We start from the raw sequence: 24,939 nt of genomic DNA, 5'->3' as shown, positions 1-24,939 counted from the left end.
AAAATTCTTTTGGCGACGCGCGTAGATTTAATCGATGCTTCCTGTGGAAACTATTCCTGGAGGAAGGTACTCTCGGCCGCAGCAGGTGGGAAGGTCAGAGTTGGGCGACGATGTCGAAGTCGAAGGCGTCCGCCCGCGCCAGGTACAGCCGTTGGCGGAGGTGATTGCCGTGCAGACGCAGTACGCCTCGCGGGCCCTCGTACGAGACGGTGCCGCCCACCGCGCACATGGCGCCGACATCGAGCGACCGCGCCCGCTCCGTCAGGGCCGCGAGCAGTCGTACGCCTTCGAAACACGACTCGCCGAGGCTGCCCACGACGGGTGCCTCCACGCCGAAGCGGGCCGCGTAACGCCCGCTGAAATCAAGGCTTTCGGCGGTCGCCAGGGTCTCGAAGTAACCGGCCGCCGCCCACAGTCCCTCGGTCGCCTCCGCGCCGGTGGACAGCAGGATGTTCTCGTCCATGTGCGTGCTCAGCCGCAGACACCGCTGGTGCAGCCCGCGCTCGGCGAACGCCCGGTTGAAGCGCGCCGCGTCGTCCCCGACCAGCAGCATCAGGACGGCGTCCGCCTCGCACCGCTCGATCCGGCGCAGCACCGGCCCGAACTCGTACGTGCCCAGCGGCACGAACGCCTCGTCGCGCACCCGGCCGTCGCAGTCCCGGGCGTAGCGGCGCGCGGCCCGGGCGGTCACCCTCGGCCACACATAGTCGTTGCCCACCGTGCACCAGCGCCGTACGCCGGTCTCCTCCGCCAACAGCCGCATGGCGGGAAGGAGTTGGGCCGCATCGGTCTCGCCGGTGAGGAACACGCCCGGCGTGCGCTCACCGCCCTCGTACTGCGCGGTGTAGACGTACGGCACACGGCCCGCGATGCGCGGCACCAGCGCCTTGCGGACGGCCGAGGTGTGCCAGCCGACCACGGCGTCGACCGCGCGCATCGACACCAACATCTCTACCTCGAAGGCCACCTGCTCCGCCGGCGCGCCGCCGTCCACCACGATCAGCCGGACCTCGCGGCCCAACACCCCGCCGGTGGCGTTGAGTTCCTCCACGGCGAGCTGTGCGGCCAGTTCGCAGGACGGGCCGAAGACGCCCGCCGGACCTTGCAGGGGTACGACCAGTGCCACGACCAGCGTCTTGACCGGGCCGCTGATCCGCCCGGGCGGCAGGGGATGCACCAGACCACCTCCGTGAGGGCGTGAGGGCACGGAAACCCGTCCCGGCCCCGGCGCCCTCGCAGAGGCTCGTAATCTGAACCGCACAGTAGACCTACCGGAAGGACAGCGGCAATGTCGTCCGTACCGTCGCCGGGCCTCGCCCACCTGCTGAGTCACGCCGAGCGGCGGCTGGGCCTGCGCATGACCGCAGTTCTGGCCGAGGAGAACTGCTCGGTCGAACAGTGGCGCGTCCTGTCGGTCATCGCCGACGGCAAGGGCCACCCGATGACCGAGATCGCCGACCAGGTGCTGATGCCGGCGCCGAGCCTCACGAAACTGGTCGACCGGATGGTCGCCGACAACCTGGTCCACCGCCGCCCCGACCGTGCCGACCGCCGCCGCGTCCTGCTCCACCTCACCGCCCGCGGCCGCACCCTCCACCAGCGCGCGGCCCACCGCCTCCTCACCGACCAGACCCGGCTCCTCGACGCGATCGACGACCAGGGGGACCTCGTACGACTGCTGGCCCGGCTCACGGCGGCCCTCGACCAGGACCCCGTAGAGGAGTCTGCGGACGAACCCGCGGAGAAGACCCTGCCGGTGTCCTGAGGCGATCCCGCCGGTTTGCTGAGGCGTTCGAGGAGGACGGATCCTCGGCTTCGGGTACCGGCTGCCCGGAGTCGCGTGCATGCGGGATCATGCGGCATGCACGCGGATACCTGGCAACTCACCGAAGACATCGACGACTTCGTCGCGCGGGCCGGAGACTTCCTCGCCTCGCGCCCCGCCCTGCACAACACACCGCTCACGACGATCGAGAAGTGGCGGACCCACCCGGGCGCGTTCGTCCCCGGGACCGTCCTCTTCGGCCGGCTGGAGTCGGAGGGCGAGACCCGGGCCGTCTTCTACCGCCCGCCGACCCGCCGCCTGACGCTTACCCCACTTTCCCCCGACCGGGCCGACGCCCTGGCGGCGGAACTGTCCCGTCTCGGCCACACGCTCACCGGTGTCACCGCGGACCACGACACCGCCACCGCCTTCGCCGAGGCCTGGCAGAAGCACACCGGCGCGACGCCGACGCTCCGCGTCCGGATGCACCTGTACCGCCTCGGCACACTCACCCCGCCCGAGCCGCATCCGGAGGGCCGCGGGCGGGTCGTGGGCGCGCAGGACCACGAGCACCTCATGCGCTGGTGCCGTGAACTCGCCGCGGACCTCGGGGAGAGCGTCACCATCGACGCCGGCTCCTGGGAGAGCACCCGCTTCGCGGAGAAGCGCTACACCTTCTGGGAGACCCCGGACGGGACCCCCGTCTCCCTGGCGGGTGTGAACCCGACGGTCGCCGGCATGGTGCGGGTGGACCCCGTCTACACCCCGGCCCACCTGAGGGGCCGCGGCTACGCGGCCGCCGTGACCGCCGAGGTCAGCCGGGCCGCGCTCACCGCGGGTGCCACGGAGATCGTGCTGTACACGGACGCGGGCAACCCCACCAGCAACGCCCTCTACCAGCGCCTCGGTTACCGGCGGATCTGCGACTGGGCGCCGTACGACTTCACGTACGCCGCGTCACAAGCCGGCTGAGGTTCACCACGGGAGGTTCCCGGACCGGTCGACGAACTGTCCCGTGGGTCCGTCCGGGCCGATCGTCGCGAGGGTCACGATGGACTCCGCGCCGTCGGCGACGCTGTGTCCGAGGCCGCCGGTGAAGTCGGTCGCGGTCTGCCCGGGGTCCGCGGCGTTGACCTTCACGTCCTTCAGTTCCTTGGCGTACTGCGTCGTGAGCATCGTGACCGCGGCCTTCGAGGCGCAGTAGAGGGGCAGGGCGTACCGCGACTCGATCCGCGCCGGGTCCTGGGTCATGCCGAAGGAGCCCATCCCGCTGGACACGTTGACGATGACGGGGTTCGGCGACTCGCGCAGCAGCGGGAGGAAGGCGTGGGTGACGCGCACGATCCCGACGACGTTCACGTCGAGCACGGTGCTCACGTCGGCCGCGGTGTACTCCTCGACGGGGCCGACCCTGCCGAGGACGCCGGCGTTGTTGACCAGGACGTCGATCGTTCCCTCGTGCGCGGCGACATCCGCGGCCGCGGCCCGGACCGAGGCGTCGTCGGTCACGTCGATCTGGACGAACCGGGCGCCGAGCGCCTCTGCCGCGGCCCGGCCGCGCTCACGGTCGCGGGCACCGAGGAGGACGGTGTGGCCCGCCGCGACGAGGCGGCGGGCGGTCTCAAGACCGAGGGACTTGTTGGCCCCGGTGATGAAGGTGGTGGTCATGCCGGCTCCTCCTGCTCCGGACAGCACGGTCGTGCGCTGTTCACGCATTCCATGCTGGGTTCCCGGGAGGGTCGGGGGGAGCTACGGGACTTCCTGGTACCGCGCGTACCACCCGGCGGCCCGCTCCACCGGACGGGCGGGACGCGGGCCGTCATTTCTGCGGAGACATCCTCTGGACCCCGATGGCCGCGAGGAGTTCGAGTTGGCCGCGGGCGTCGGTGCCTGGCTGTGGCGTGTACACCACGAGGCGGAGGTTCGTGTCCTGGGTGGTGAGGATGTCGGAGTTCAGGACGATGTCTCCGACATCCGGGTGCCGGACGAGTTTGTGCGCGCTCTGGTGACCGCCCACCGCCCGGCGGCTCCACAACTCCCGGAACCGTGGGCTGAGGTCCAGCCTCGACACCAGCGCCGCGAGGTCGGGATCGTCGGGGTACCGGCTCGTCGTCGCGCGCAGGTCGGCGACGAGGGACTCCTCGAACGCCGCCCGCTCGGCCGCCGTCTGCCGGACCCGGGGCAGCTCACCCAGGAACTGCCAGACCAGCACGTTGCGGTCTCCCGCACCGCGGACCGTGGGATCGCCGAACGTGGCCGCGAACAGCGGATTCCAGTGCAGCAGCTGCCAGGTGGCGTCGTAGATCGCCAACGGGTTGCCGGAGAGCTGGTCCACGATCCGGTACAGGCTCCCCGGGATCATGCGCGGAACCCGGGCCGGATCCGCCGCGTGACCGGCCATGCGCAAAAGGTGTGCGTGCTCGTCGTCGGACAGGTGCAGGGCGCGGGCCAGGGCCGAGCAGACCTGAGCCGAGGGCGTCGCCACCCGTCCCTGCTCCAGCCGGACCACGTACTCGACCGAGATGCCGGCCAGCGTCGCCAGCTCCGCGCGCCGCAGACCGGGGACCCGACGCGGCGATCCGTGCGCGAAGCCCACCGTCGCGGGATCCAGCCGGTCCCGCCACGCCCGCAGCGCGGCACCGAGTTGATCCATGCACACCATCCTCCCGCACACCCCGCCCCGCCGGGTGGTACGCGCTGTACCACGAAGCCCCGTAGCTCCCGCCGACGCTCCCCGGCGCCCAGTGTCGAGTCGTGAAGGGCGCACAACGACGCTGTTCGGACCCAGGAGGAACAACCATGACCACCACGTCGAACCACTACGTCACCGTGCTGTGGGAAGCCCGGGCCAGATCCGGGAAGGAAGCCGCGATGAAGGCGTTCATGACAGCCGCCGTCACCGCATCACGCCACGACGCGGGCAACATCGACTACGAGGCTCACCAGGTCGAGGGAGAACCGGGCACGTTCGTCATCTTCGAGCGCTGGGAGAGCCGCGAGGCCCTCGACGGCCACCTGCGGGCACCCCGCATGCAGGACCTGGTGCCCCGGCTGCTGGAACTGATGGACGGCGGCATCGAGGACGGGATCCGCTTCCTGCGGCCGTTCCGCCCGGCACGGTAGGCCGACCCTGACAAGCCGGTTGAGGAATGGGCGCAGAAAAAGGGTCACCTACTGAGGCGAGGTGTCGATCCGGCACCATGGCGTTCGTGTAGGAGGTGAGAGAACCCCCTACGCCCTGGAGGACGTCATGCAGCACTACCTGCTCAGCGTGATCACCCCGACCGACGGACAGATGCCCTCGCCCGAGGAGATGGCGGAGATCGGCCGCAAGCTGGAGATCTTCCACGACGAACTGCAGGCCGCCGGTGCCTGGGTCTTCGCCGGGGGACTGCACGGGCCGGAGACGGCCACCGTGCTGCGCCCCAAGGACGGTGACGTGCTGATCACCGACGGGCCGTTCGCCGAGGGCAAGGAGTACCTGGGCGGGCTCTGCCTGATCAAGGCGGCCGATCTGGACGCGGCGCTGGAGTGGGGGAAGCGGGCGACCTGGGCCACCACCCTGCCCGTCGAGGTGCGCCCCTTCATGAACACGGCCGAGGACTGATGCCGTTCGACACCGACATCGAGGCCGTCTTCCGTGCCGAGTACGGGCGGGCGGTCTCGGTCCTGGTCCGCTTCCTCGGTGACATCGACCTCGCCGAGGAAGCGGTCCAGGACGCCTTCACCACGGCCGTAAAGAAGTGGCCGGAGACCGGCGTACCGCCGAGCCCGGCCGGGTGGATCATCACGACCGCCCGCAACCGCGCGATCGACCGGCTGCGCCGCGAGTCCTCAAGGGAGGTCCGCCAGGCCGAGGCCGCCCTGCTGTACGCGTCCGACGCGCCCGCCGAGGAGGGACCCGTGCGCGACGACCGGCTCCGCCTGATCTTCACCTGCTGCCACCCCGCGCTCGCCACCCAGGCCCAGGTCGCGCTCACCCTGCGCCTGCTCGGCGGCCTCACCACCGCCCGGATCGCCCGCGCCTTCCTGGTGCCGGAACCGACGATGGCCCAACGCCTCGTCCGCGCCAAGGCCAAGATCCGCGACGCGAGGATCCCGTACCGCGTGCCACGCGACGCCGACCTCCCCGACCGGCTGGGAGGCGTGCTGGCCGTCGTCTACCTGATCTTCAACGAGGGCTACACGGACTCGCCCGAACTGTGCGCCGAAGCCCTGCGCCTCGGCTGCCTCCTCTCCGAGCTGATGCCGGACGAGCCCGAGGTCACCGGCCTGCTCGCCCTGATGCTGCTCATCGAGTCGCGCCGGGCCGCGCGGGAGGGCGCGGACGGTGAGCTGGTGCCGCTGCCCGAGCAGGACCGCGCGCGGTGGGACGGCGAGCTGATCGCCGACGGCCAGTCACTCGTACGGCGGTGCCTGCGGCTGAACAACCCGGGGCCGTACCAGATCCAGGCCGCGATCAACGCCGTACACAGCGACGCACCGACCGCGGACGCCACGGACTGGGGGCAGATCCTCCAGCTGTACGACCAGCTGATGGCCGTCGCCCCGAGCCCGGTCGTCGCCATGAACCGGGCCGTCGCCGTCGCCGAGGTCGACGGCCCGCGCAAGGCCCTCGACCTCGTCGACGCGCTGGACCTCGGCGAGTACCACGTCCTGCACGCCGTCCGCGCCGATCTGCTGCGCCGCCTGGGCCGCGACACCGAGGCCGTCGAGGCGTACGAGGCGGCCATCGCCCGTACCGGGAGCGCGGCGGAACGCGGCTATCTGGAACGCCGGCGCCGGGAGCTCGTCCGCAAGTGACAGCCGCGAGGCTGAGGGTGACCATGGCCGCACCGGAATTTTTCCCGGTGCAAGAATGGTTGCTATATACACCTGACCGTCGAGACCCCCACGCACCAGCAGCGAGGCACCGTGAACAAGTCCAGCCCCGAGCAGCCCGCCGACATCGTCGCGCGGCTGCGCGCCACCTTCCGTACCGGCCGCACCAAGCCCGTCGAGTGGCGCACCACCCAGCTGCGCCGCCTGCGCGACCTGCTCACGGAGCACGGCGACGACCTCGCCGCCGCCCTCCACGCCGACCTCGGCAAGAGCGCCGCCGAGGCCCAGCGCACCGAGATCGGCTTCACGATCCGCGAGATCGACCACACCCTCGACCACCTTGAGGAATGGCTGCGCCCCGAGTCCGCCCCCGTGCCGGCCCACCTCGGCACGGACGCGACCGCCTGGACGCAGTACGACCCGCTCGGCGTCGTCCTCGTGATCGCCCCCTGGAACTACCCGGTGCAGCTCCTGCTGACCCCGGTCGTCGGCGCGCTCGCCTCCGGTGACGCGGTGGTCGTCAAGCCCAGCGAGATGGCCCCGGCCACCTCCGCCGCCATCGCCCGGCTGCTGCCCGCCTACCTCGACACCGACGCGGTCGCCGTCGTCGAGGGCGGTATCCCGGAGACCACGGCCCTGCTCGCCGAGCACTTCGACCACATCTTCTACACCGGCAACGGCGCCGTCGGCCGTATCGTCCTGCGCGCCGCCGCCGAGCACTTGACCCCGGTCGCCCTCGAACTGGGCGGCAAATCCCCGGCGTTCGTCGACCGCGACGCCGATCTCGCCGTCGTCGCGGACCGGTTGGCGCGTGGCAAGTTCCTCAACGCCGGCCAGACCTGTGTCGCCCCCGACTACGTCCTGACCGACCCGGAGACCGCCGCCGCGCTCGAACCCCTGCTGGTGAGCGCGGTCGAGAAGGTCTACGGCGCCGACCCGCAGACCTCCGGCGAGTACGGCCGGATCGTCAACGAACGCCACTTCGACCGGCTCGCCGGACTGCTCGACTCCGGCCGGGTCGTCGTCGGCGGACGCAGCGACCGCGGTGACAAGTACATCGCGCCGACCGTCCTGGCCGACGTCGATCCGAAGGCGCCCGTCATGGCGGAGGAGATCTTCGGCCCGATCCTGCCGATCGTCACCGTCCCCGACCTCGACGCGGCGATCGCGTTCATCACCGACCACGACAAGCCCCTCGCCCTGTACGTCTTCACGGACTCCGACGACACCCGCGCCCGGATCGCCGCCGAGACCTCCTCCGGCGCCGTCGGCTATGGCCTCCCGCTCGCCCACCTCACCGTCTCCGACCTGCCCTTCGGCGGCGTGGGCGAGAGCGGCATGGGCAACTACCACGGCCGCTACTCCATCGAGACGTTCAGCCACCGCAAGGCCCTGCTGGAGAAGCCGCTCGCCTGACGGGCAGACTCTTCTATCACCGGTCGCTTATATAAGCGACCGGTGATACTTTTGGGCCCATGCACGCTTTCGATGTGCTCGGAGACCCCGTGCGCCGCCGCATCCTGGAACTGCTCGCCGAGGGCGAGCAGCCCGCCGGCACGGTCAGCGATGTCGTCCGGCGCGAGTTCGGGATAACGCAGCCCGCGGTCTCCCAGCATCTGAAGGTGCTGCGGGAGAACGGTTTCGCGACGGTACGGCCGGACGGCACCCGGCGCCTGTACGCGGTCAATTCCGAGCCGCTGCGGGACATCGACGCCTGGCTCGACCGGTTCCGCCGCTACTGGACCCCTCATCTGGACGCCCTGGCCACCGAGTTGGCCCGGGGCAAGCGCGAGCGCCGGCTCCGCGAGTCCGACGACGACAGCCCCGACGAGTCGAGGAGCACCCCATGATCGACGTGACCCACCAGATCAACTCCGTGAGCCGCGAGGTCGGCCGCCGCGACTTCAAGGCCGGCGAGGCCCGCGTGATCACCATCGGTCAGTCCTACGACTCTCCGATCGCCGATGTCTGGGACGCGTGCACCAACCCCGAGCGCATCCCGCGCTGGTTCCTGCCGGTCACCGGCGAACTGCGGCTGGGCGGGAAGTACCAGTTGCAGGGCAACGCGGGCGGCACCGTCGAGCGCTGCGATCCGCCCAACAGCTTCTTCGCGACCTGGGAGTTCGGCGGCGAAGTGAGCTGGATCGAGCTGCGGTTGACGCCCGAGGGCGACGGGACGCGCTTCGAGTTGGAGCACATCGCCCACGTCGACGACACGAAGTGGGCCGAGTTCGGGCCCGGCGCGGTGGGCGTCGGCTGGGACTCGATCCTTCTCGGCCTCGACGGCAACCTGTCGGGCAACGCTTCCGTGAAGCCCGAGGACGCCATGGCCTGGCTGGCGTCCGAGGAGGGCCGCCGCTTCGTCACGGCGAGCAGCGAGGCGTGGTTCGCGGCGAACGTGGCGAGCGGCGAGGACGAGCCGGTGGCCCGCGAGGCGGCCGACCGGACCACGGCCGCCTATACAGGGGCGGGGAGTTGAGAGCCGTAGCGACCGAAGCACTGACCTGACACCGATCACCGTTGTAGCGTGCGCGCTGGACGCCACGGTGATCGGAGTCAGGGATGAGTGTCGGCGGCGAGACGGTGTTGGTGACCGGCGGCAGCGGATTCGTCGGCAGCCATCTGGTCCGGCAGTTGCTGGAGCGCGGCTACCGGGTGCACACCACCGTGCGCTCCCTCGGCAACGAGGCGAAGGTCGCGCCGCTGCGGGCCATGGGGGAGCAGTTCCCGGGCGCGCTGGAGCTGTTCGAGGCCGATCTGCTGGCGGCGGGTTCCTTCGACGCGGCGATGGACGGCTGCCGGGTCGTCTTCCACGTGGCCTCGCCGTTCCTGATGCCGGAGAAGATCAAGGACGGCCGGAAGGACGTCGTCGAGCCCGCGCTCACCGGCACCCGGAACGTCCTCGCCGGCATCGAACGCACGCCCACGGTCGAGAAGTTGGTGTTCACCTCGACGGTCGGCGCGATCTTCGGCGACTACGTCGACGTACTGAAGATGAAGGACGAGACCCTCTCCGAGGACTACTTCAACACCACCAGCACGGTCGAGAACAACCCCTACCACTACGCCAAGACGGTCGCCGAACGCGCCGCCTGGGACGCGCAACAGGCGCAGAACCGCTGGCGCATGGTCTCCGTCAACCCCGGCCTGATCCTGGGCCCTTCACTCACCCCGGCCTCCGACTCCGGCAGCCTGTTCCTCCTCGACGAGCTGTTCAAGGGCTACTTCTTCTACGGGGCACCCGACTTCAGCTTCACCGTCGCCGACGTGCGGGACGTCGCGAGCGCGCACATCGCGGCGGCGGAGAACCCTGACGCGCACGGCCGTTACATCGTCGCGGCGGCCCGGATGGCGTCCTTCCTCGACATGTCACGCGCCTTGCGGCAACGCCTCCCGCGCGACTACCGGCTGCCCCGACACGGCCTGCCGCACTGGCCGGTGCGCGTCCTCGGCCCGGCGTTCGGGCTCACCCAGGACTACATCCGCAAGCACCTGGGGATCAGGTTCACGGTCGACAACCGGCGCGGCGTGGAGGAACTGGGCATCCACTACCGGCCGTTGGAGGAGACCCTCCTCGATCACCACCTGGCCTGGCGGGAGTTGAGGAAATCGGGGTGATCGTGTCTCGCCCTTCGCCGTTCACTCCGCCGACCGGTCACTCCTCTTGACTGGTTCAGACCACAGGCGCTTGGGTGTGGCCGATCACCTTTTCGGTGTCATGAGCCTGACCACACTCGAACCGAAGGGCACCCATGCGAACCCCCCACGCCCTGCTCGCCGTCGCCGCCGCGCTGTCGGCGGCGATCGTCGCTCCACCGGCCGGAGCCGCCGACGCGGTCCCGGCGCCCGGTACCTACTACGTCCAGAGCGCCACGACCGGGCTCAACGCGGCGGACAAGGGGGGAGCGGTGGAGCAGCACAACCCCAAGGGCAACGAGGACCACCAGCAGTGGAACCTCCGGACGAGCGGATCCTCGTACGTCCTGGAGAGCACCGACACGGCCGGCAGCTGTCTGGGCCGCTCGGGCAGCACGGCGAAGACCGTCGCCTGTACGAGCGCCGACGCGGCCTGGCAGATCACGCCGACCGGCGGCGACCAGTACACGCTCCAAGTCCCGGGCACAGCAAGCTACTTGACCGTGGCCGCCAAGCCCTCCGGCGCCAACTACCCGGCCCAGCTGGCCGTCGGCTCCTCCGGCGGCCTCGCCTCCTGGTACCTCACGCCGATCACCTCGCCCACCAAGCCGATGCCCGCCCAGGACCAACGCACCCTGGACCAGGTCACGTTCCTCACCGCGCACAACGCCTACGCCAACGGGGTCGACGGCGGCTTCGCCCCGCCCTTCGTGAACTTCTTCCCCAACCAGTCACGCGGCATCAACCAGCAACTCTCCGACGGTGTACGCGGGTTCATGCTGGACATCCACCAGACCTCCGACGGCGCGATCCTCTGCCACGACAGCTGCACCCTGGTCAGCAGCCCGGTCGCCCTGAACGTCGACCTCCAGCGCATGGTCGACTTCCTCAAGGCGCACCCCGACCAGTTCGTCACCGTCTTCCTGGAGGACTACGTCGACCCGGGCGTCCTGCGCAGCGAACTCGCCCGCGTCAACGGCCTGTACGACGTGCTGTACCGCCCCGACCAGACGGGTGTGCAGCAGAACGGCTGGCCGAAAATGGCCGACCTGATCGCCGCCAACCACCGCCTGCTGATCTTCACCGACCACAGCCGCGCCTCCGACCAGTCCGCCGGACTGACCCGGGACAGCTTCGGCGTGATGTACCAGCGAGAGTGGACCGTCGAGAACTACTGGTCCATGGGCTCCGGCGCGAGCTCCTCCGACTGGTCCTGCTACAGCCGCTGGTACGGCAGCGACCTCAACGTCCCGCTGACGCAGACGTATTCGGGGTTCCGCCCGCTGTTCGTCATGAACCACTTCCGTGACGCCACCATCGCCGGGACGGCGCAGACCGACAACACCAAGGTCCTCGACCGGGCCCAGCGGTTCTGCCAGCCGGCCGCCCGCAAGAAGCCCAACTTCCTTGCCGTGGACCGCTACGACCTCGGTGACCCGGCCTCCGCGGTCAACTCCCTGAACGGCTACACGTATCCGTAAAGCGCGGTCGGCCGTGCGGCGGGCGTGTGCGAAACTCCGCTGATGACCTCTGAGAAGATCACCGCGGCCGCCGCGGGCACCTGGCAACTCGGCGACCTGCCCGTCAACCGCATCGGCTTCGGCGCGATGCGGCTGACGGGCAGCGCCGCCTTCAACCTCGGGACCCCGAGCGACCGCGACCGGTCGATCGCCGTGCTGCGCAGGGCGATCGAGCTGGGTGTGAACCACATCGACACGGCCGCCTTCTACTTCTCGTCCCTGCGGTCCGCGAACGAACTCATCAACTCCGCGCTCGCGCCCTACACCGACGACCTGGTGATCGCCACCAAGGTCGGTCCCTTCCGCAACTACTCGGGGGAGTGGGGCACTTCGGCCCGCCCCGACGACCTGCGCGGCCATGTCGAGGAGAACCTGCGGCAGTTGGGGCGCGACCACCTCGACGTCGTGTACCTGCGCCGGATGCGGCAGGACTCGATCGCCGAGCACTTCGGCGCCCTCGCCGAACTCCAGGAGGAGGGACTGGTCCGGCACCTCGCGATCTCCGACGTCGAGCCGCGACACCTGGCCGAGGCGCAGGCGATCGCGCCGGTGGTGAGTGTGCAGAACCGGTTCGGGCTCGACTCGTCCAGCCCCGAGACCGACGAGATGCTGCGGATCTGCGGGGAACAGGGCATCGCCTTCGTCCCGTTCTTCGCCATCGCGGGAGCGGCCGGCCCGCAGGGCGCCACCACCGCTCACGACGACGAGGTACTGGCCATCGCGAACACCCACGGCGTGAGCCCCGCCCAGATCCGCCTCGCCTGGTCCCTCGCCCAGGGCCCGCACGTCCTCGCCATCCCCGGTACGGGCAACCCCGACCACCTCACCGAGAACGTGGCCACGGGCGCGATCCGGCTGACCGAGGACGAACTGGCCCGGCTCGACGAGCTGCACCGGAAGGCCGGTTGACGGTCGGCGGGGCTCAGGCCACCCAGGTCCCCTCCCGCATGAGATGGCGCTGGGGCAGCTCGCGTTGCTCGTGCCATGCCTGGACGGCGACCGGCCGAACCTGGAAGAAGGAGTAGGGCGCGCGGTCCTCGCGGGGATCCCAGCCGTACTTCGCCTCGAAGGCCTCCGCCGCGGCGGCCGGGACGTCCTGGGCGGTGAAGGCCGTCGCCTCGCCGTCGATGAGCACGACGTCCCGGGTGTCCGCGAAGGCTAGCCGGGTCCGCCGCCCGTCCGTGAGATTGCGGCCCGTGGGGTTCGTGGCCCGGGTGGACAGCCACACGGACTGCCCGTCCCACGCGAACCACAGCGGTACGAGACACGGCAGCCCGTCGGCGTCCGCCGAGGCCACCCAGATGTCCGACTCCCGCTCCAGCCGGGCCAGTACGTCACGCCTGCGCTCTTCGGGGCCGCGGGGCGGCACGGTGATCGTCATGCCCGGGACGCTACCGGCGCTGCCCGCGCGGCGCCTCGGGCCAGGGTCGTAGGACCGCGGCCCGAGGGCGCGTGAGCGTCAGCCCAGCTGCTCGTGCAGGAACGGGACCGTGCTCGCCCAGGCGCGGGTGGCGGAATCGGCGTCGTAGACCGGGCGGCCGTCGTTGAAGAAGGCGTGGTTGGCCGGGTAGAGGCGCAGGTCCGGGGTGATGCCGGACTGCTCCTGGACGTGCTTGCTCAGGGCGTCGAGGCCCGCCACCGGGATGCTCTCGTCCAACTTGCCGTAGTGGCCCTGGATTTGGGCCTTCAGGCCGGAGAAGTCGGGGAGTTCGCCCTGGATCACGCCGTAGAACGGCACCGCCGCGCTGACCCGGGGGTCGGCCGCGGCGAGGTACAGGACGAAACCGCCGCCCATGCAGAAGCCGACCGCGCCGACCGTGTCCGAGGTGACCTCGGGCAGGGACAGCAGGTGGTCGACCGCGCCGGAGAGCAGTTCGACACCGCGGGCGACCGGGAGGGCCAGCATCATCCGCAGGGCCTCGTCGCTCTCGTGCGCCACGTTGCCGCCGTAGAGGTCGGGGGCGAACGCGACGAAGCCCTCCTGGGCGAGCCGGTCGGCGACGTCGGCGATGTGGTCGGTCAGGCCCCACCACTCCTGGATGACGATCACGCCCGGTCCGCTCCCGGACGGCGGCAGCGCGAGATAGCCGTGGGCGGTGCTCCCGGCGCTGGGGAAGGTGATGTTCTGATGGGCCGGGGCTCCGGTCGACTTCGGCAGCTCGGAGGACATGGGGCTCAACTCCTGTACGGCAGTGCTTGGTTGGGGGTGGCGCCGTCGGGGCGGGACCCGACGTGAGCTCCAGCCCGTCACGGCCGGGTCCGGAGGGCGCTTCGGCCCCTCGATCCGGCTATCGCGCGGGGGCCGGCGCGGGGTTCGTCTCCTGTCCTATGCGGACCACCCGTCCGGCGGCCACCTTCTGCAGCAGCCCGTACGCCAGCACCGGCAGCAGGATGTGCGGACGGTCCGGCAGGGTCGTCGTGATCAGCACCGCGCTCGCGCTGCTGTTGTTCATCCCGCAGGCCAGCGTCACCGAGGCACCGGCCCGCGCGTCGAGGCGCAGGACCTGTGAGGCCACGCGGCCCAGCGTGAAGGACAGTCCGCACACTGTCGCGGCGACGCCGAGCGCGGCCAGCAGGAGGACCGGGCGCGGGTGGCGCAGGAAGGGGCCGAGGACTCCGCTGGCGTTGACGTAGGTCAACAGCAGCGAACCCGGGAGCGCCGCGGGCACGGCGACGCCGATGAGTCCGTCCCGTGCGCGTCGGGGCAGCAGGAGCCGGCACAGGATGCCCGCCGCGCACGGCAGGACGACCGAGGTGAGGGCGAAGGCGTTCCCGGCCGAGTGGGCGGCGACGGCGAGTCTGCCCGCGTAGTCGCCTTGGAGCAGCGGGCACAGGACGGCCAGGGTGAGCGGAACGGTGAGCGGGCTGACCAGGGTGGAGGCGAGCACCAGGCCGACGGCCGTGGGCTGGTCGCCGTCCCCCTTCGCGGTCCACACCGTCGCCCCCGCAGCGACCGGCATGGCGACGACGAGGATCATCGCGGCGATCATCCCGCTGCCGCCGTCGTGGTCCGGCGACAGCCGCAGCGCGAGGGCCACCCCGGGGACGATCAGCAGCGGCACCAGGATGTGCAGCGCGAGGCCCGCGAGCAGGGCGGCGGGGCGCCGTAGCAGCAACCGCAGTTCACGCAGCGGTACCTGGAGGCCGGCGCCGAACAGGACCAGGGCGAGGAGTAACTGGGGTGTGCGCAGGGTCAGTTCCGCGATACCCGTCGCATGTGGGTGCCGGAGCCACAGGCCGGGTCCTGGCAGCATCGCCGCGGTGAGGTACGTCACGGCGACGGCTCGGCCCAGGTGGCGGCGGAGCAGGGCGAGCAGACGAGGTACGGAGGGAAACCTGGCGGGGATCCCGGATGAGTGGGGACACATCGTGGCGCTCTTCCGTCGTAGGACCTGGGCGGAGACGGAGCGCCGGTATCGCGTGGAAGCCCGTCGACACGCGCGAGGGGATGAGTGAGTGAAGCCCTGCGGTCATCGTCGACGGTCCTTCCATAATGGGCGGGCGGAAGCGGACACACGGGCGCGGTGACGAGACGGCACCCGAGTGACTACAATTCTGTAGACGGTCTACTGAACTGTAGACGAAGACGGGGTGAGGATCGTTCCCATGGCCGACGAGAAGGACGAACGCCGACCGGCGGGTGAGCTGGAGGCCACCGTCATGGCCGCCCTCTGGGCCGCCGGCGACCCGCAGACCCCCGGCGAGGTGCAGCTGAGCCTCGACACGGGTCTGGCCCGCACCACGGTGACGACGATCCTGACCCGGCTGCACGACAAGGGCGTCGTGGAACGGCGGCGGCAGGGGCGGGGATACGCCTACTTTCCGGTGCAGGACGCGCAGGGGCTCACCGCCCGCCGTATGCATACCGAGCTCGACCGTGACGGGGACCGGGAGACGGTGCTCGCCCGCTTCGTCGCGCAGCTGAGTCCTGATGACGAGCGGGTGCTGCGGGACCTTCTGGAGCCGGGCGAGGAGTGAGGGTGGGGGCTGGGCAGGGGGTTGCCCCACCCCTCCCCGAATCCGACTGGCGCACGCCGAGTTTTACGTATAACCTCACCCGTCAATCCCGCCAACAGGAACCCGCACGGAGACCCCCCGATGAGTCGTATCGCCCTGGTCACCCTCGTCGTCGACGACTACGACGAGGCGATCCGCTTCTACACCGAAGCCCTCGGCTTCCGGCTCGTCGAGGACGCGCCCCGTCCCGACGGCTCCCGCTGGGTCGTCGTGGCGCCGCCCGGTGCGGACGATTCCGGAACCGGTCTGCTGCTCGCCCGCGCCAAGGGTGAGGATCAGGGGGCCCGGGTCGGTGACCAGACCGGTGGCCGTGTCGGGTTCTTTCTCCACACCGAGGACTTCGCCCGCGACCACGCCCGCATGCTCGCCGCGGGTGTGACGTTCCTGGAGGAGCCTCGGCATGAGCCGTACGGTTCCGTCGCCGTGTTCCAGGATCTGTACGGCAACCGCTGGGACCTGCTCCAGCCCGCCGCCTGACCTCCCGCACGGCCCCACCCCGCTCACCGAACGACGACCGAGGAACCACCGCACATGTCATCTACGCGCATAGACGCCGACGCTCTCCGCCGACTCCCCAAGGCCGTCCTGCACGACCACCTCGACGGCGGCCTGCGCCCCGCCACCGTGGTGGAACTCGCGGAGGCGGTCGGGCACACGCTGCCCACCACCGACCCGGACGAGCTGGCCGCCTGGTACTTCGACGCCGCCAACTCCGGTGACCTGGTGCGGTACATCGCCACCTTCGAGCACACCCTCGCCGTGATGCAGAACCGCGAGGGCCTGCTGCGCACCGCCGAGGAGTACGTCCTCGATCTGGCCGCCGACGGTGTCGTCTACGGCGAGGTGCGCTACGCCCCCGAGCTGAACACCAACGGCGAACTCACGCTCGCCGAGGTCGTCGAGACCGTCCAGGAGGGGCTCGCGGCCGGTATGGCCAAGGCTGCCGCGGCCGGAACGCCGGTGCAGGTGCGGACCTTGCTGTGCGGGATGCGGATGTTCGACCGGGTCGGCGAGGCCGCGGACCTCGCGGTGGCCTTCCGGGACGCCGGTGTCGTCGGCTTCGACATCGCCGGTGCCGAGGACGGCTTCCCGCCCGCCGACCACCTCGCCGCCTTCGAGCACCTGCGCCGCGAGAGCGTGCCGTTCACGATCCATGCCGGTGAGGCGCACGGCCTGCCCAGCATCCACCAGGCCCTCCAGGTGTGCGGCGCCCAGCGCATCGGCCACGGCGTCCGCATCACCGAGGACATCGTCGACGGCAAGCTCGGCCGCCTGGCCGGCTGGGTCCGCGACCGCCGTATCGCCCTGGAGATGTGCCCGACCTCCAACCTCCAGACGGGCGCGGCCAGTTCGATCGCCGAGCACCCCATCACCGCCCTGAAGGACCTCGGCTTCCGCGTCACCCTCAACACCGACAACCGACTGGTGTCCGGTACGACGATGACGCGCGAGATGTCCCTGCTGATCGAGCAGGCGGGCTGGAGCGTCGAGGACCTGCGCACGGTCACGGTGAACGCCCTGAAGAGCGCGTTCATCCCGTACGACGAGCGCAAGGCCCTCATCGAGGACGTCGTCCTGCCGGGTTACGCCTCCGCGCTCTGAAGCAGCCCGCGCACATACGCGGCCTGTCCGACGTGCTCAAGATCGTCGGACAGGACGCTGACCAGCCGTACGCCCAGGGTGACCGGCGGGTCCCAGCGCTCGTCCACGATCCGCTCGTAGTCCTCGGGGGTCAGCCCGCGCACATACGCGAGCGTCTGGTCGTGGACGGCGTCGTAGTACCCGGTGAGCTGCCCGGCCGACTCGACCCGCACCTTGCCGACCTTCGCGGCGGTGTGGCCGTAGCCGGTGTCCTCGGCGGGCAGGTCGAGGCCGAAGCGCTTCTCCCAGCCCTGGGCCAGCCACACCTGGTCGAGGCCGGCGGCGTCGGCGACATGGTCGTCCTGGACGCGGGTGAGATGCCAGATCAGCCAGGCGATGGAGTTGGCGTCGGGGGCGAGGCGGGCGTGCAGTTGGTCCGGCGTCAGGCCGTCGACGGCGGCGTGGACTTCTTCCTGGATACGGCCGTACGCGTCAATGAGGATGTCGTTGGCATGCATACGTCCACCTTCGCGCATCGCCGTCGCTCACGCGGCCGGAGTCCCGGTTTCGAGCAGGGTCATCAGGGCCCTCGCCGCCGGGCTGGTGGCCTGGGGAGGCGGCAGCAGGGCCACCGTCTCGTACACCTCCTCGCCGGTTCCCTTGAGGGGGAGCGCCGTGAGGGGCTCGCGCTTGTGACGGAAATGCTGGGGGACCACCGCGATGCCGAGGTTCTCGTCGATCAGGTCGAGAAGGCTGTGCACGTCGTTGACCTCCAGCGCTACCGTCCGCCGTACGCCCGCCGCGGCGAAGACGGCGTCCGTGGTGCGGCGCGAGGCCCAGTCCGGGTGGAAGTCGACGAAGACCTCGCCGCCGAGGTCGTCCGGAGTGACCGCCGCGCCGGTCTCCGCGAGCCGATGGCTGGGATGGCACAGCACGGTCATCGGCTCGCTGGTCAGCGATACGGAGCGGAGCTGGTCGGTGTCCGCCTGGGTCCGGTACGCGAACGCCAGGTCGAGGCGCCCGGCCGCGACCTCCTCCGCCAGCGCGCCGGAACCCGCCTGCCGCAGCCGGATCTCGACATCGGGATGGCGGCGCCGGAACGCGGCGAGCAACCCCGCCACATGCACCCCGGCGATGCACTGCTCGGTGCCCAGTGACAGCGTGCCGCGCAGGACGCCCTGCACCGCGGCCACCGCCTCGTGTGCCGAGCGGACCTGCGCCAGAATGCGTTCCGCCTCGCCGAGCAGCGCCCGGCCGGCCTCCGTGAGCGTGACCCGGCGGGTGGTGCGGACGAACAGCGGGGTCTGCAACTCCCGTTCCAGGGCGCGGATCGAGGCCGACAGGCCCGACTGGGACACCATCAGCCGCTCGGCCGCACGGGTGAAGTGGTGGTCCTCGGCGACGGCGATGAAATGCTGGAGATGACGCAGTTCCATGATTGAGAAGCGTAGCCGCTGAATTCCATCGGATTCTTCTGTTGGACCACTGCCCGCAGGTCACGACAGAGTGGGTGGTGGTTCCCTGGAACCGGTATCCCGTGTGCCAACCCCTCTGGAGTCGCGTTGTACACCGCACACCCCGACCGTTACGCGGACCTGCCCTACCGGCGCACCGGACGCAGCGGTCTGAAGCTGCCCGCGATCTCGCTGGGCCTGTGGCACAACTTCGGGCCCGACCGCCCGGTCGAGACCCAGCGCGCCATCCTGCGCCGCGCCTTCGACCTCGGCGTCACCCACTTCGACCTGGCCAACAACTACGGCCCGCCGCCCGGCGCCGCCGAGTCCGCCCTCGGCGAGGCGCTGAAGGCGGACTTCGGCTCGTACCGCGACGAGCTGGTGATCTCCACCAAGGCCGGCTATCTGATGTGGCCCGGCCCCTACGGCGAGTGGGGTTCGCGCAAGTACGTGCTGTCCTCGCTGGACCAGAGCCTCAGCCGCATGGGCCTGGACTACGTCGACATCTTCTACTCGCACCGCCCCGACCCGGAGACTCCCCTGGAGGAGACGATGGGTGCCCTGCACTCCGCGGTCCAGCAGGGCAAGGCGCTCTACGTCGGCATCTCCAACTACTCGGCGGAACAGACCCGGGAGGCCGCCCGCATCCTCGGCGAGCTGGGCACCCCGCTCCTCATCCACCAGCCGCGCTACTCGATGCTCGACCGCCGCCCCGAGGACGAGGGCCTGCTCGGCGCCCTCGACGAGCTCCAGGTCGGCTCCATCGTCTTCTCCCCGCTGGAGCAGGGGCTGCTCAGCTCCCGCTACCTCGACGGCATCCCGGAGGGTTCCCGGGCCGCGAGCGACAGCCCGTTCCTGAACTCGGACGCCGTCACCGAGGACCTGGTCGGTCAGCTGCGGGCCCTCGACGACATCGCCAAGGGGCGCGGTCAGACCCTCGCCCAGCTCGCCCTCGCCTGGGTGCTGCGCGGCGGCCGGGTGACCTCCGCGCTGGTCGGTGCGAGCAGCCCGCAGCAGATCGAGGACAGCGTCGCGGCCACCCGCAACCTGGACTTCGACGCCGACGAGCTGGCCCGCATCGACGCGATCGTCAGGCCGTAAGCCGCTCGCTGACCTCCCAGAGGCGGGCCGCCGCCTCTGGGTCGACGGCGTAGGGCAGCACGCCCGGGGTGTTCTCCCCGGCGTACCAGGCGGCCTCGTTCTCGGGGGTCACGAGCGGACTGATGTCGACGTTCTCGCAGTAGACCCCGCCGAGACCGTCGAGCTGCGGGCTGGTCGCGCACCAGACGCTGGTGGCCGCGCCCTGCTGCACGGTCTTCATCTGGCGCTCGGGGTCACGGACGGGCTTGCCTTCGCTGTCGAGCGCCCCCGCGGCCTGGAGCACCGCCGGGTCGAGGTGCTTGACCAGACCGGTGTCGATGATCAGGCCCGGGTGCACGGCGAAGGCGCGGATGCCCTCGGCCTGTCCGCGCCGGTCCACCTCCACGGCGAACAGGGCGTTGGCCGTCTTGGACTGGCCGTAGGCGAGGAACGGCTCGTACTTCCGGTGCTCGAACTGCAGGTCGTCGAAGTCGACGCCGGCGAAGCGGATGCCGCGCGACGACAGCACCACGACCCGCGCGCCGTTCGCCGCGACCAGTGCGGGCCACAGCCTGGTGGTCAGCTGGAAGTGCCCGAGGTGGTTGGCGGCGAACTGCGCCTCGTACCCGCGCGCGTCCCGCGCCAGCGGGGTCGCCATGATCCCGGCGTTGTTCACCAGAAGGTGCAGCGGACGCCCGGAGGCCAGGAACTTCTCCGCGAAGGCGTCGATCGACGCCGGGTCCAGCAGGTCCATGTGCTCGACCTCGGTTCCGGGGAGGACCGCGAGCGCCGTCCTGGCCCGCTCCACGTCCCTTGCGGGTACGACGATCTGGGCCCCTGCGCCGTGCAGTACACGGGCCGTCTCCAGGCCGATGCCGGAGTAGCCGCCGGTGACGATCGCGACCTTGCCGGTCAGGTCGACGCCCTTGATCACCTCCTCGGCGGTGGACGCGGCGCCGAAGCCGGAATTCAGGGGCTGCTGTGCGGTGCTGGTCATGTCTGCTCTCTCCTCATCAGCTGAGCTGTTGAGACCACCGTAGGGCGGCGGATCCGTACGATGAATACTTGAGAATCCGCATAACTTGCGTGATAGTTCGAACATGACCGTGGATCCCCTGTCCGACGCCCTCGCCGTCGCCGATGCCCGCAGTGTGTTCTCCGGCGGCTTCACGGCCGGCGGCGACTGGGCCGTCGAGCTGCGCGGACGTGACCGGCTGAAGGTGATCGCCGTGGTGCAGGGCGGCTGTCTGCTGGTCCGCGACGGCGGCGAACCGCTGCGGCTCGCCGAGGGGGATGTGGTGATCTCCGACGGCGGTCAGCCGTACACGCTGTGCAGCCGGCCCGGCGTCGCGCCGACCGACTCCGCGGACGTCGTCATGGACCCGGCGACCAGGATGGGCCGGCTCGGGCAGGGCGACGCGGTGGACGTCGCCTGCGTGTCCGGGCACATCGACCTGAGCCGCGACCGCGGTGACCTGCTGCGCCGGGCGCTGCCGGAGCTCGTCCACGTGCGGGCCGACTCGCCCGAGGCGGGTGTACTGCGGTGGCTCATCGGGCAGTTGGCGGCCGAGATGCGCACGCGCCGGGCCGGGGTCGAGTTCGTCTCGGCGCAGCTCGCGCAGCTGATGTTCGTGCAGGTGCTGCGGGTCTGCCTGACCGACTCGGACGGGCTGCCGCCCGGCTGGCTGCGTGCCCTCGCCGACGAACGGCTCGCCCCCGCGCTGCGTCTGATGCACGGAGACCCGGCCCACCCCTGGCAGTTGGAGGAGCTGGCCCGGGCGACCGCGATGTCCCGCACCACGTTCGCCGTACGGTTCAAGGAGGCGGCCGGTGTGCCGCCCCTGACCTACCTGCTCAACTGGCGGATGAATCTTGCCGCCCGGGCCCTCCGGCAGGACGCCGCCCCGGTCGGCGCGCTCGCCCGTTCCGTCGGCTACACCTCCGAGAGCGCCTTCAGCAACGCCTTCAAGCGGACGGTCGGGGTGGCGCCGCGGCGGTACCGAGAGGAAGCCCTGGCTAGGAGCTGAGCCGTTCTTCGAGGCGCACGGTGACCTGGTCGCCCTTGCCTTTGCCGATGGCCTTTCGAAGATCGGCTTTCACGGGGAGTTCGTGGGTGCCGTCGCCGAGGGCCATGAACGAACTGCGGAAAGGGTGTCCGTCGATCGTGCCGCGGACCTTGACCAGACCGCGGGTGCCGGAGAATGCGACGGACTCGGGCCAGACGAGATAGGTCCAGCCGCCATCGTTCGGGCTTTTGATCAATTCGGCGGTGAATTCCTCGTTCAACGGGGTGCCGGTACTCATGATGTCCTCCGCTCGGGGTGGCCTGCCGTACAAGAGACCACCCCGAGCGGGAGAACTCATCGCGGATGCCGGCCCTCAGGCCCCGGCGGGCACCCGGTCGAGGAAGCCGAGCACGGACCGGATACGGCCGTCCCCGTCCAGCGTGATCACGTCGAACCCGGCGACGGGCGCCGAGCCGTCGGCCTCGCTCACCAACTCCCAAGAGAAGCGCGCCGTGTTGTGATGTCCGTCGACGGCGCCCAGGGGGCGGAAGGCGAACCCCGGGAACTGCTCGTGCGCCCCGGCGATCAGGCCCGCGATCTCCGTGTGGCCGGTGACTGCCGCCAGCGGGTCGGTGTACGTACCCTCGACGGACCAGGCGGCGGCGACCGCCTTCGCCAGCGCCTCCGGTTCGCCCGCGTTCCAGGCCTCGAAGTAGCGGGCGACGGCACTCTCGTATCGGTCGGTGTTCACGGACATGGTGAATCAGCCTCCAGCGAGGTCGTTCGTACTGGTCAGGGCCCGGATCAGCTGCCTGCCGACCCGGTGACCCCAGCTTGCCGGGGGCCGCGGGAAGCGTCGATTACCCCTCGGGTAATGACGACGGGAGAACACCGCGGAACGGGCTCCGAAGCTTTTCGGCCAACGAGGGCTGTGAATATGCCAAGAGAGTGGCTAAAAAGTCGTGGTGACAGTGTTTCAGGAGTGAACATACTCGTCTGCTAGGGCATAACTTCCCGAATGCCAGGGCATAGCTCCACGAGGCAAATCCGCCATCGTGCGCACCGCCTGAACCGCCCGAGCCGCCAGCAGAGCCGCATGGAAAGCGAGGCCCGACCGGCAATCGAGACACGCGACGGGGGAGTGATCGTGCACGACGAATTCCTGTGCCATGTCACCGCGTACGGTACCTGCGACGGACAGCGCGTCGGGGTGCCTCTGGGAACCTACCGTGCGCCGACCCTGGCGCTCGCCCTGTGGTGGTTACGGGACCGTGCGGTGTGGATGGCCGACCGGCTCGACCCGCAACCGGAGAACCCGCGCTTCCCCCGGGGTGCCCTGGTGCCCGTTTCGGATACGGCTCCCGACGTGCCCCGCGCGTTACGCACCTGGTCCCGTGACGTGGGCCAACAGGAGCAGGTCGCCTACGAGTTAGCGGCCGGGCGGCTTGTGCAGATAGCCATCAGCGACGAGACCACCGAGTACGAGCTGCTCGCCGAATCGGTCGACGCCCTCAGGATGCAGCGGACCGTTCCGGCACTGGTCGTCCCCGTCGCCTAATGGGAGTTGCCGGGTCGGAGAGACTCGGTGCTGTAGCCGCCAGTAGGTGAGCACTTCCATCGCCGGAAGCAGTCGAGTTCTGGTGTCAGACCGTGCCCCTGCTGGTCGGCCGGGAGGCCAGACCGCTGATGGGGTGGCGTGCCCGCCGGGCAGTGGGGCGTGAGCACTGGATCCATTAGGCCGCGCGCTGCCTTCCGCGGGCTGCAGGAAACGAAGTGCCGTGCAGGGAGGGAAAGTTGCTGCTGATCGGCGATGACTGGGCCGAAGACCACCATGACGTCGAGGTCCAGGACGAGGCGGGCCGGAAACTCGCCGCGGCGAGGCTGTCCGAGGGGGTGCAGGGAATCGCGAGGCTGCACGAGCTCCTCGCGAAGCATGGCGGCGCGGACCTGGATCCAGCTGCAGTGGTGGTGGGGATCGAGACCGACCGGGGCTCGTGGGTGCAGGCACTGATCGCCTCCGGCTACCAGGTCTACGCGATCAACCCGAGGCAGGGCGCCCGCTTCAAGGAGCGGTACGCGACGTCCGGCGCCAAGAGCGACAAGGGCGACGCGCACGCGCTCGCGGACATGGTCCGTATCGACCGCGACCAGCTGCGGCCGGTGGCCGGGGACAGTGAGCAGGCCCAGGCCGTCAAGGTCGTCGCCCGCGCCCATCAGAGTCTGGTCTGGGAACGCACCCGCACCTTCCAGCGGCTGCGCAGCACACTGCGGGAGTACTTCCCCGCAGCCCTGTCTGCCTACGCGGACCTGGAACTGACCAGCACGGACGCTCTGGAACTGCTGATCAAGGCGCCGGCCCCGGCGGCTGGGGCGAAGCTGACGCGCAGCCAGATCGTCGCGGTCCTGGCCCGACACCGCCGCCGTCACCGCGAGGCGAGGGCCGCCACCATCCAGACCGTCCTGCGCGAGCCGCAGCTGGGCCTGCCCGAGCCGGTCACGGCAGCCTACGCGGCCGCCGCTACCGCCCACGCACAGCTGATCATCGCGCTGAACGAGCAGATAGCCGCGCTGGAGGTGCAGGTGAAGGCCCATTTTTTGAAGCACCCGGACGCTGAGATCTACCTCTCGATGCCCGGCATCGCGGAGATCACCGGCGCCCGGGTGCTCGCCGAGTTCGGCGACGACCCCACCCGCTACGCATCCGCGAAGGCACGCAAGAACTACGCCGGCACCAGCCCCATCACCCGGGCCTCCGGCAAGAGCCACACCGTCCAGGCCCGCTACATCCGCAACAACCGCCTCGCCGACGCCCTCCAGCGTCAGGCGTTCGCCGCCCTGCGCGCCTCACCCGGCGCCCGCCACTACTACGACAAACAGCGAGCCCGCGAGAGCGGATACAACCCCGCCCTCCGACAGGTCGGCAACCGCCTCGTCGGCATCCTCCACGGCTGCCTCAAGACCCGCACCCTCTACGACGAAGCGACCGCCTGGTCGCACCACGCACACACCCAAGCCGCTTGACACCAAACGACATGGGGTGTCTGACACGTGTCGGCCAC

The 24,939-nt window shown here is 70.4% G+C and carries 29 protein-coding genes; 18 read left to right on the top strand and 11 right to left on the bottom strand.

Annotated features, from left to right (window positions below):
- Window positions 1-94: 94 nt before the first annotated feature.
- On the bottom strand, window positions 95-1,177 hold the full coding sequence (locus OG496_RS05820) for a substrate-binding domain-containing protein (protein ID WP_405969873.1): 1,083 nt from the start codon (window positions 1,175-1,177) through the stop codon (window positions 95-97).
- A gap of 111 nt (window positions 1,178-1,288) precedes the next feature.
- On the opposite strand from OG496_RS05820, the gene OG496_RS05815 reads away from it, so the two are divergent.
- Both OG496_RS05815 and OG496_RS05810 read left to right on the top strand, forming a co-directional pair.
- Window positions 1,289-1,765: a MarR family winged helix-turn-helix transcriptional regulator gene (locus tag OG496_RS05815; RefSeq protein ID WP_366492298.1), complete on the top strand. Its 477-nt coding sequence runs from the start codon at window positions 1,289-1,291 to the stop codon at window positions 1,763-1,765.
- A 96-nt stretch (window positions 1,766-1,861) separates the two neighbouring features.
- A complete protein-coding gene (locus OG496_RS05810) occupies window positions 1,862-2,737 on the top strand; it encodes a GNAT family N-acetyltransferase (RefSeq protein WP_405969872.1) in 876 nt (291 codons plus the stop codon).
- Window positions 2,738-2,740: 3 nt separating this feature from the next.
- On the opposite strand, the gene OG496_RS05805 is transcribed toward OG496_RS05810, so the two are convergent.
- Both OG496_RS05805 and OG496_RS05800 read right to left on the bottom strand, forming a co-directional pair.
- Window positions 2,741-3,433, bottom strand: coding sequence for an SDR family NAD(P)-dependent oxidoreductase (locus OG496_RS05805; protein WP_405969871.1), 693 nt, complete (start codon window positions 3,431-3,433; stop codon window positions 2,741-2,743).
- Between the two features lie 151 nt (window positions 3,434-3,584).
- A complete protein-coding gene (locus tag OG496_RS05800; RefSeq protein ID WP_405969870.1) occupies window positions 3,585-4,418 on the bottom strand; it encodes a helix-turn-helix domain-containing protein in 834 nt (277 codons plus the stop codon).
- A gap of 146 nt (window positions 4,419-4,564) precedes the next feature.
- On the opposite strand from OG496_RS05800, the gene OG496_RS05795 reads away from it, so the two are divergent.
- The 9 genes from OG496_RS05795 (at window position 4,565) to OG496_RS05755 (ending at window position 12,651) form a co-directional block, all read left to right on the top strand.
- Complete coding sequence (locus tag OG496_RS05795) at window positions 4,565-4,888, top strand: putative quinol monooxygenase (protein WP_366492302.1); 324 nt, start codon at window positions 4,565-4,567, stop codon at window positions 4,886-4,888.
- Between the two features lie 127 nt (window positions 4,889-5,015).
- A complete protein-coding gene (locus tag OG496_RS05790) occupies window positions 5,016-5,372 on the top strand; it encodes a YciI family protein (RefSeq protein ID WP_366492303.1) in 357 nt (118 codons plus the stop codon).
- On the top strand, window positions 5,372-6,568 hold the full coding sequence (locus OG496_RS05785) for an RNA polymerase sigma factor (RefSeq protein ID WP_405969869.1): 1,197 nt from the start codon (window positions 5,372-5,374) through the stop codon (window positions 6,566-6,568). Before OG496_RS05790 ends, OG496_RS05785 begins: the two co-directional genes overlap by 1 nt.
- A gap of 72 nt (window positions 6,569-6,640) precedes the next feature.
- A complete protein-coding gene (locus tag OG496_RS05780) occupies window positions 6,641-8,002 on the top strand; it encodes an aldehyde dehydrogenase family protein (protein ID WP_405976567.1) in 1,362 nt (453 codons plus the stop codon).
- A 59-nt stretch (window positions 8,003-8,061) separates the two neighbouring features.
- On the top strand, window positions 8,062-8,436 hold the full coding sequence (locus OG496_RS05775; protein ID WP_366492305.1) for a metalloregulator ArsR/SmtB family transcription factor: 375 nt from the start codon (window positions 8,062-8,064) through the stop codon (window positions 8,434-8,436).
- Window positions 8,433-9,065, top strand: a complete 633-nt coding sequence (locus OG496_RS05770) for an SRPBCC family protein (protein ID WP_405969868.1) — start codon at window positions 8,433-8,435, stop codon at window positions 9,063-9,065. The genes OG496_RS05775 and OG496_RS05770 overlap by 4 nt, the downstream gene beginning before the upstream one ends.
- 83 nt (window positions 9,066-9,148) lie before the next feature.
- Entirely contained in the window at window positions 9,149-10,204 is a 1,056-nt protein-coding gene (locus OG496_RS05765; RefSeq protein ID WP_405969867.1) for an NAD-dependent epimerase/dehydratase family protein, read from the top strand.
- A gap of 134 nt (window positions 10,205-10,338) precedes the next feature.
- A complete protein-coding gene (locus tag OG496_RS05760; protein ID WP_405969866.1) occupies window positions 10,339-11,703 on the top strand; it encodes an RICIN domain-containing protein in 1,365 nt (454 codons plus the stop codon).
- A gap of 42 nt (window positions 11,704-11,745) precedes the next feature.
- Window positions 11,746-12,651, top strand: a complete 906-nt coding sequence (locus OG496_RS05755) for an aldo/keto reductase (protein ID WP_405969865.1) — start codon at window positions 11,746-11,748, stop codon at window positions 12,649-12,651.
- 13 nt (window positions 12,652-12,664) lie between these two features.
- Here OG496_RS05755 and OG496_RS05750 read toward each other — a convergent pair whose 3' ends face one another.
- The 3 genes from OG496_RS05750 to OG496_RS05740 form a co-directional block, all read right to left on the bottom strand.
- Complete coding sequence (locus tag OG496_RS05750; RefSeq protein WP_405969864.1) at window positions 12,665-13,123, bottom strand: pyridoxamine 5'-phosphate oxidase family protein; 459 nt, start codon at window positions 13,121-13,123, stop codon at window positions 12,665-12,667.
- A gap of 78 nt (window positions 13,124-13,201) precedes the next feature.
- Complete coding sequence (locus OG496_RS05745; RefSeq protein ID WP_405969863.1) at window positions 13,202-13,912, bottom strand: dienelactone hydrolase family protein; 711 nt, start codon at window positions 13,910-13,912, stop codon at window positions 13,202-13,204.
- A 118-nt stretch (window positions 13,913-14,030) separates the two neighbouring features.
- Window positions 14,031-15,110: a sodium-dependent transporter gene (locus tag OG496_RS05740; protein ID WP_405969862.1), complete on the bottom strand. Its 1,080-nt coding sequence runs from the start codon at window positions 15,108-15,110 to the stop codon at window positions 14,031-14,033.
- A 238-nt stretch (window positions 15,111-15,348) separates the two neighbouring features.
- Here OG496_RS05740 and OG496_RS05735 point away from each other — a divergent pair, with 238 nt between their 5' ends.
- From OG496_RS05735 to OG496_RS05725, 3 genes are all read left to right on the top strand, one after another.
- The gene (locus tag OG496_RS05735; RefSeq protein ID WP_399388671.1) at window positions 15,349-15,720 is read left to right on the top strand and encodes a BlaI/MecI/CopY family transcriptional regulator; all 372 of its coding nucleotides are present in this window, start codon (window positions 15,349-15,351) and stop codon (window positions 15,718-15,720) included.
- 120 nt (window positions 15,721-15,840) lie between these two features.
- Window positions 15,841-16,236, top strand: coding sequence for a VOC family protein (locus tag OG496_RS05730; protein ID WP_405969861.1), 396 nt, complete (start codon window positions 15,841-15,843; stop codon window positions 16,234-16,236).
- Between the two features lie 54 nt (window positions 16,237-16,290).
- Entirely contained in the window at window positions 16,291-17,361 is a 1,071-nt protein-coding gene (locus tag OG496_RS05725) for an adenosine deaminase (RefSeq protein WP_405969860.1), read from the top strand.
- Here the strand turns inward: OG496_RS05725 and OG496_RS05720 are convergent.
- Window positions 17,343-17,858: a mycothiol transferase gene (locus OG496_RS05720; RefSeq protein WP_366492316.1), complete on the bottom strand. Its 516-nt coding sequence runs from the start codon at window positions 17,856-17,858 to the stop codon at window positions 17,343-17,345. The genes OG496_RS05725 and OG496_RS05720 overlap by 19 nt on opposite strands.
- Before the next feature lie 27 nt (window positions 17,859-17,885).
- The gene (locus OG496_RS05715) at window positions 17,886-18,776 is read right to left on the bottom strand and encodes a LysR substrate-binding domain-containing protein (RefSeq protein ID WP_366492317.1); all 891 of its coding nucleotides are present in this window, start codon (window positions 18,774-18,776) and stop codon (window positions 17,886-17,888) included.
- A 126-nt stretch (window positions 18,777-18,902) separates the two neighbouring features.
- Here OG496_RS05715 and OG496_RS05710 point away from each other — a divergent pair, with 126 nt between their 5' ends.
- A complete protein-coding gene (locus tag OG496_RS05710) occupies window positions 18,903-19,895 on the top strand; it encodes an aldo/keto reductase (RefSeq protein WP_366492318.1) in 993 nt (330 codons plus the stop codon).
- Here the strand turns inward: OG496_RS05710 and OG496_RS05705 are convergent.
- Window positions 19,885-20,871: an oxidoreductase gene (locus OG496_RS05705; RefSeq protein ID WP_405969859.1), complete on the bottom strand. Its 987-nt coding sequence runs from the start codon at window positions 20,869-20,871 to the stop codon at window positions 19,885-19,887. The two genes, OG496_RS05710 and OG496_RS05705, sit on opposite strands and share 11 nt — an antisense overlap.
- 103 nt (window positions 20,872-20,974) lie before the next feature.
- Here OG496_RS05705 and OG496_RS05700 point away from each other — a divergent pair, with 103 nt between their 5' ends.
- Complete coding sequence (locus OG496_RS05700; protein WP_405969858.1) at window positions 20,975-21,901, top strand: AraC family transcriptional regulator; 927 nt, start codon at window positions 20,975-20,977, stop codon at window positions 21,899-21,901.
- On the opposite strand, the gene OG496_RS05695 is transcribed toward OG496_RS05700, so the two are convergent.
- On the bottom strand, window positions 21,891-22,178 hold the full coding sequence (locus OG496_RS05695) for a DUF1905 domain-containing protein (protein WP_405969857.1): 288 nt from the start codon (window positions 22,176-22,178) through the stop codon (window positions 21,891-21,893). The two genes, OG496_RS05700 and OG496_RS05695, sit on opposite strands and share 11 nt — an antisense overlap.
- Before the next feature lie 75 nt (window positions 22,179-22,253).
- Window positions 22,254-22,637: a nuclear transport factor 2 family protein gene (locus tag OG496_RS05690; protein ID WP_405969856.1), complete on the bottom strand. Its 384-nt coding sequence runs from the start codon at window positions 22,635-22,637 to the stop codon at window positions 22,254-22,256.
- A gap of 390 nt (window positions 22,638-23,027) precedes the next feature.
- On the opposite strand from OG496_RS05690, the gene OG496_RS05685 reads away from it, so the two are divergent.
- Both OG496_RS05685 and OG496_RS05680 read left to right on the top strand, forming a co-directional pair.
- The gene (locus OG496_RS05685) at window positions 23,028-23,438 is read left to right on the top strand and encodes a hypothetical protein (RefSeq protein WP_365306119.1); all 411 of its coding nucleotides are present in this window, start codon (window positions 23,028-23,030) and stop codon (window positions 23,436-23,438) included.
- Window positions 23,439-23,674: 236 nt separating this feature from the next.
- Window positions 23,675-24,901 (top strand): IS110 family transposase, encoded by a 1,227-nt coding sequence (locus tag OG496_RS05680; protein WP_405969855.1) that lies wholly within the window; start codon window positions 23,675-23,677, stop codon window positions 24,899-24,901.
- The last annotated feature ends 38 nt before the right edge of the window (window positions 24,902-24,939 follow it).

The sequence above is a fragment of the Streptomyces sp. NBC_00988 genome, assembly GCF_045162645.1.
Taxonomy (GTDB): Bacteria; Actinomycetota; Actinomycetes; order Streptomycetales; family Streptomycetaceae; genus Streptomyces.
This window is presented reverse-complemented; position numbering and strand designations above follow the sequence as displayed.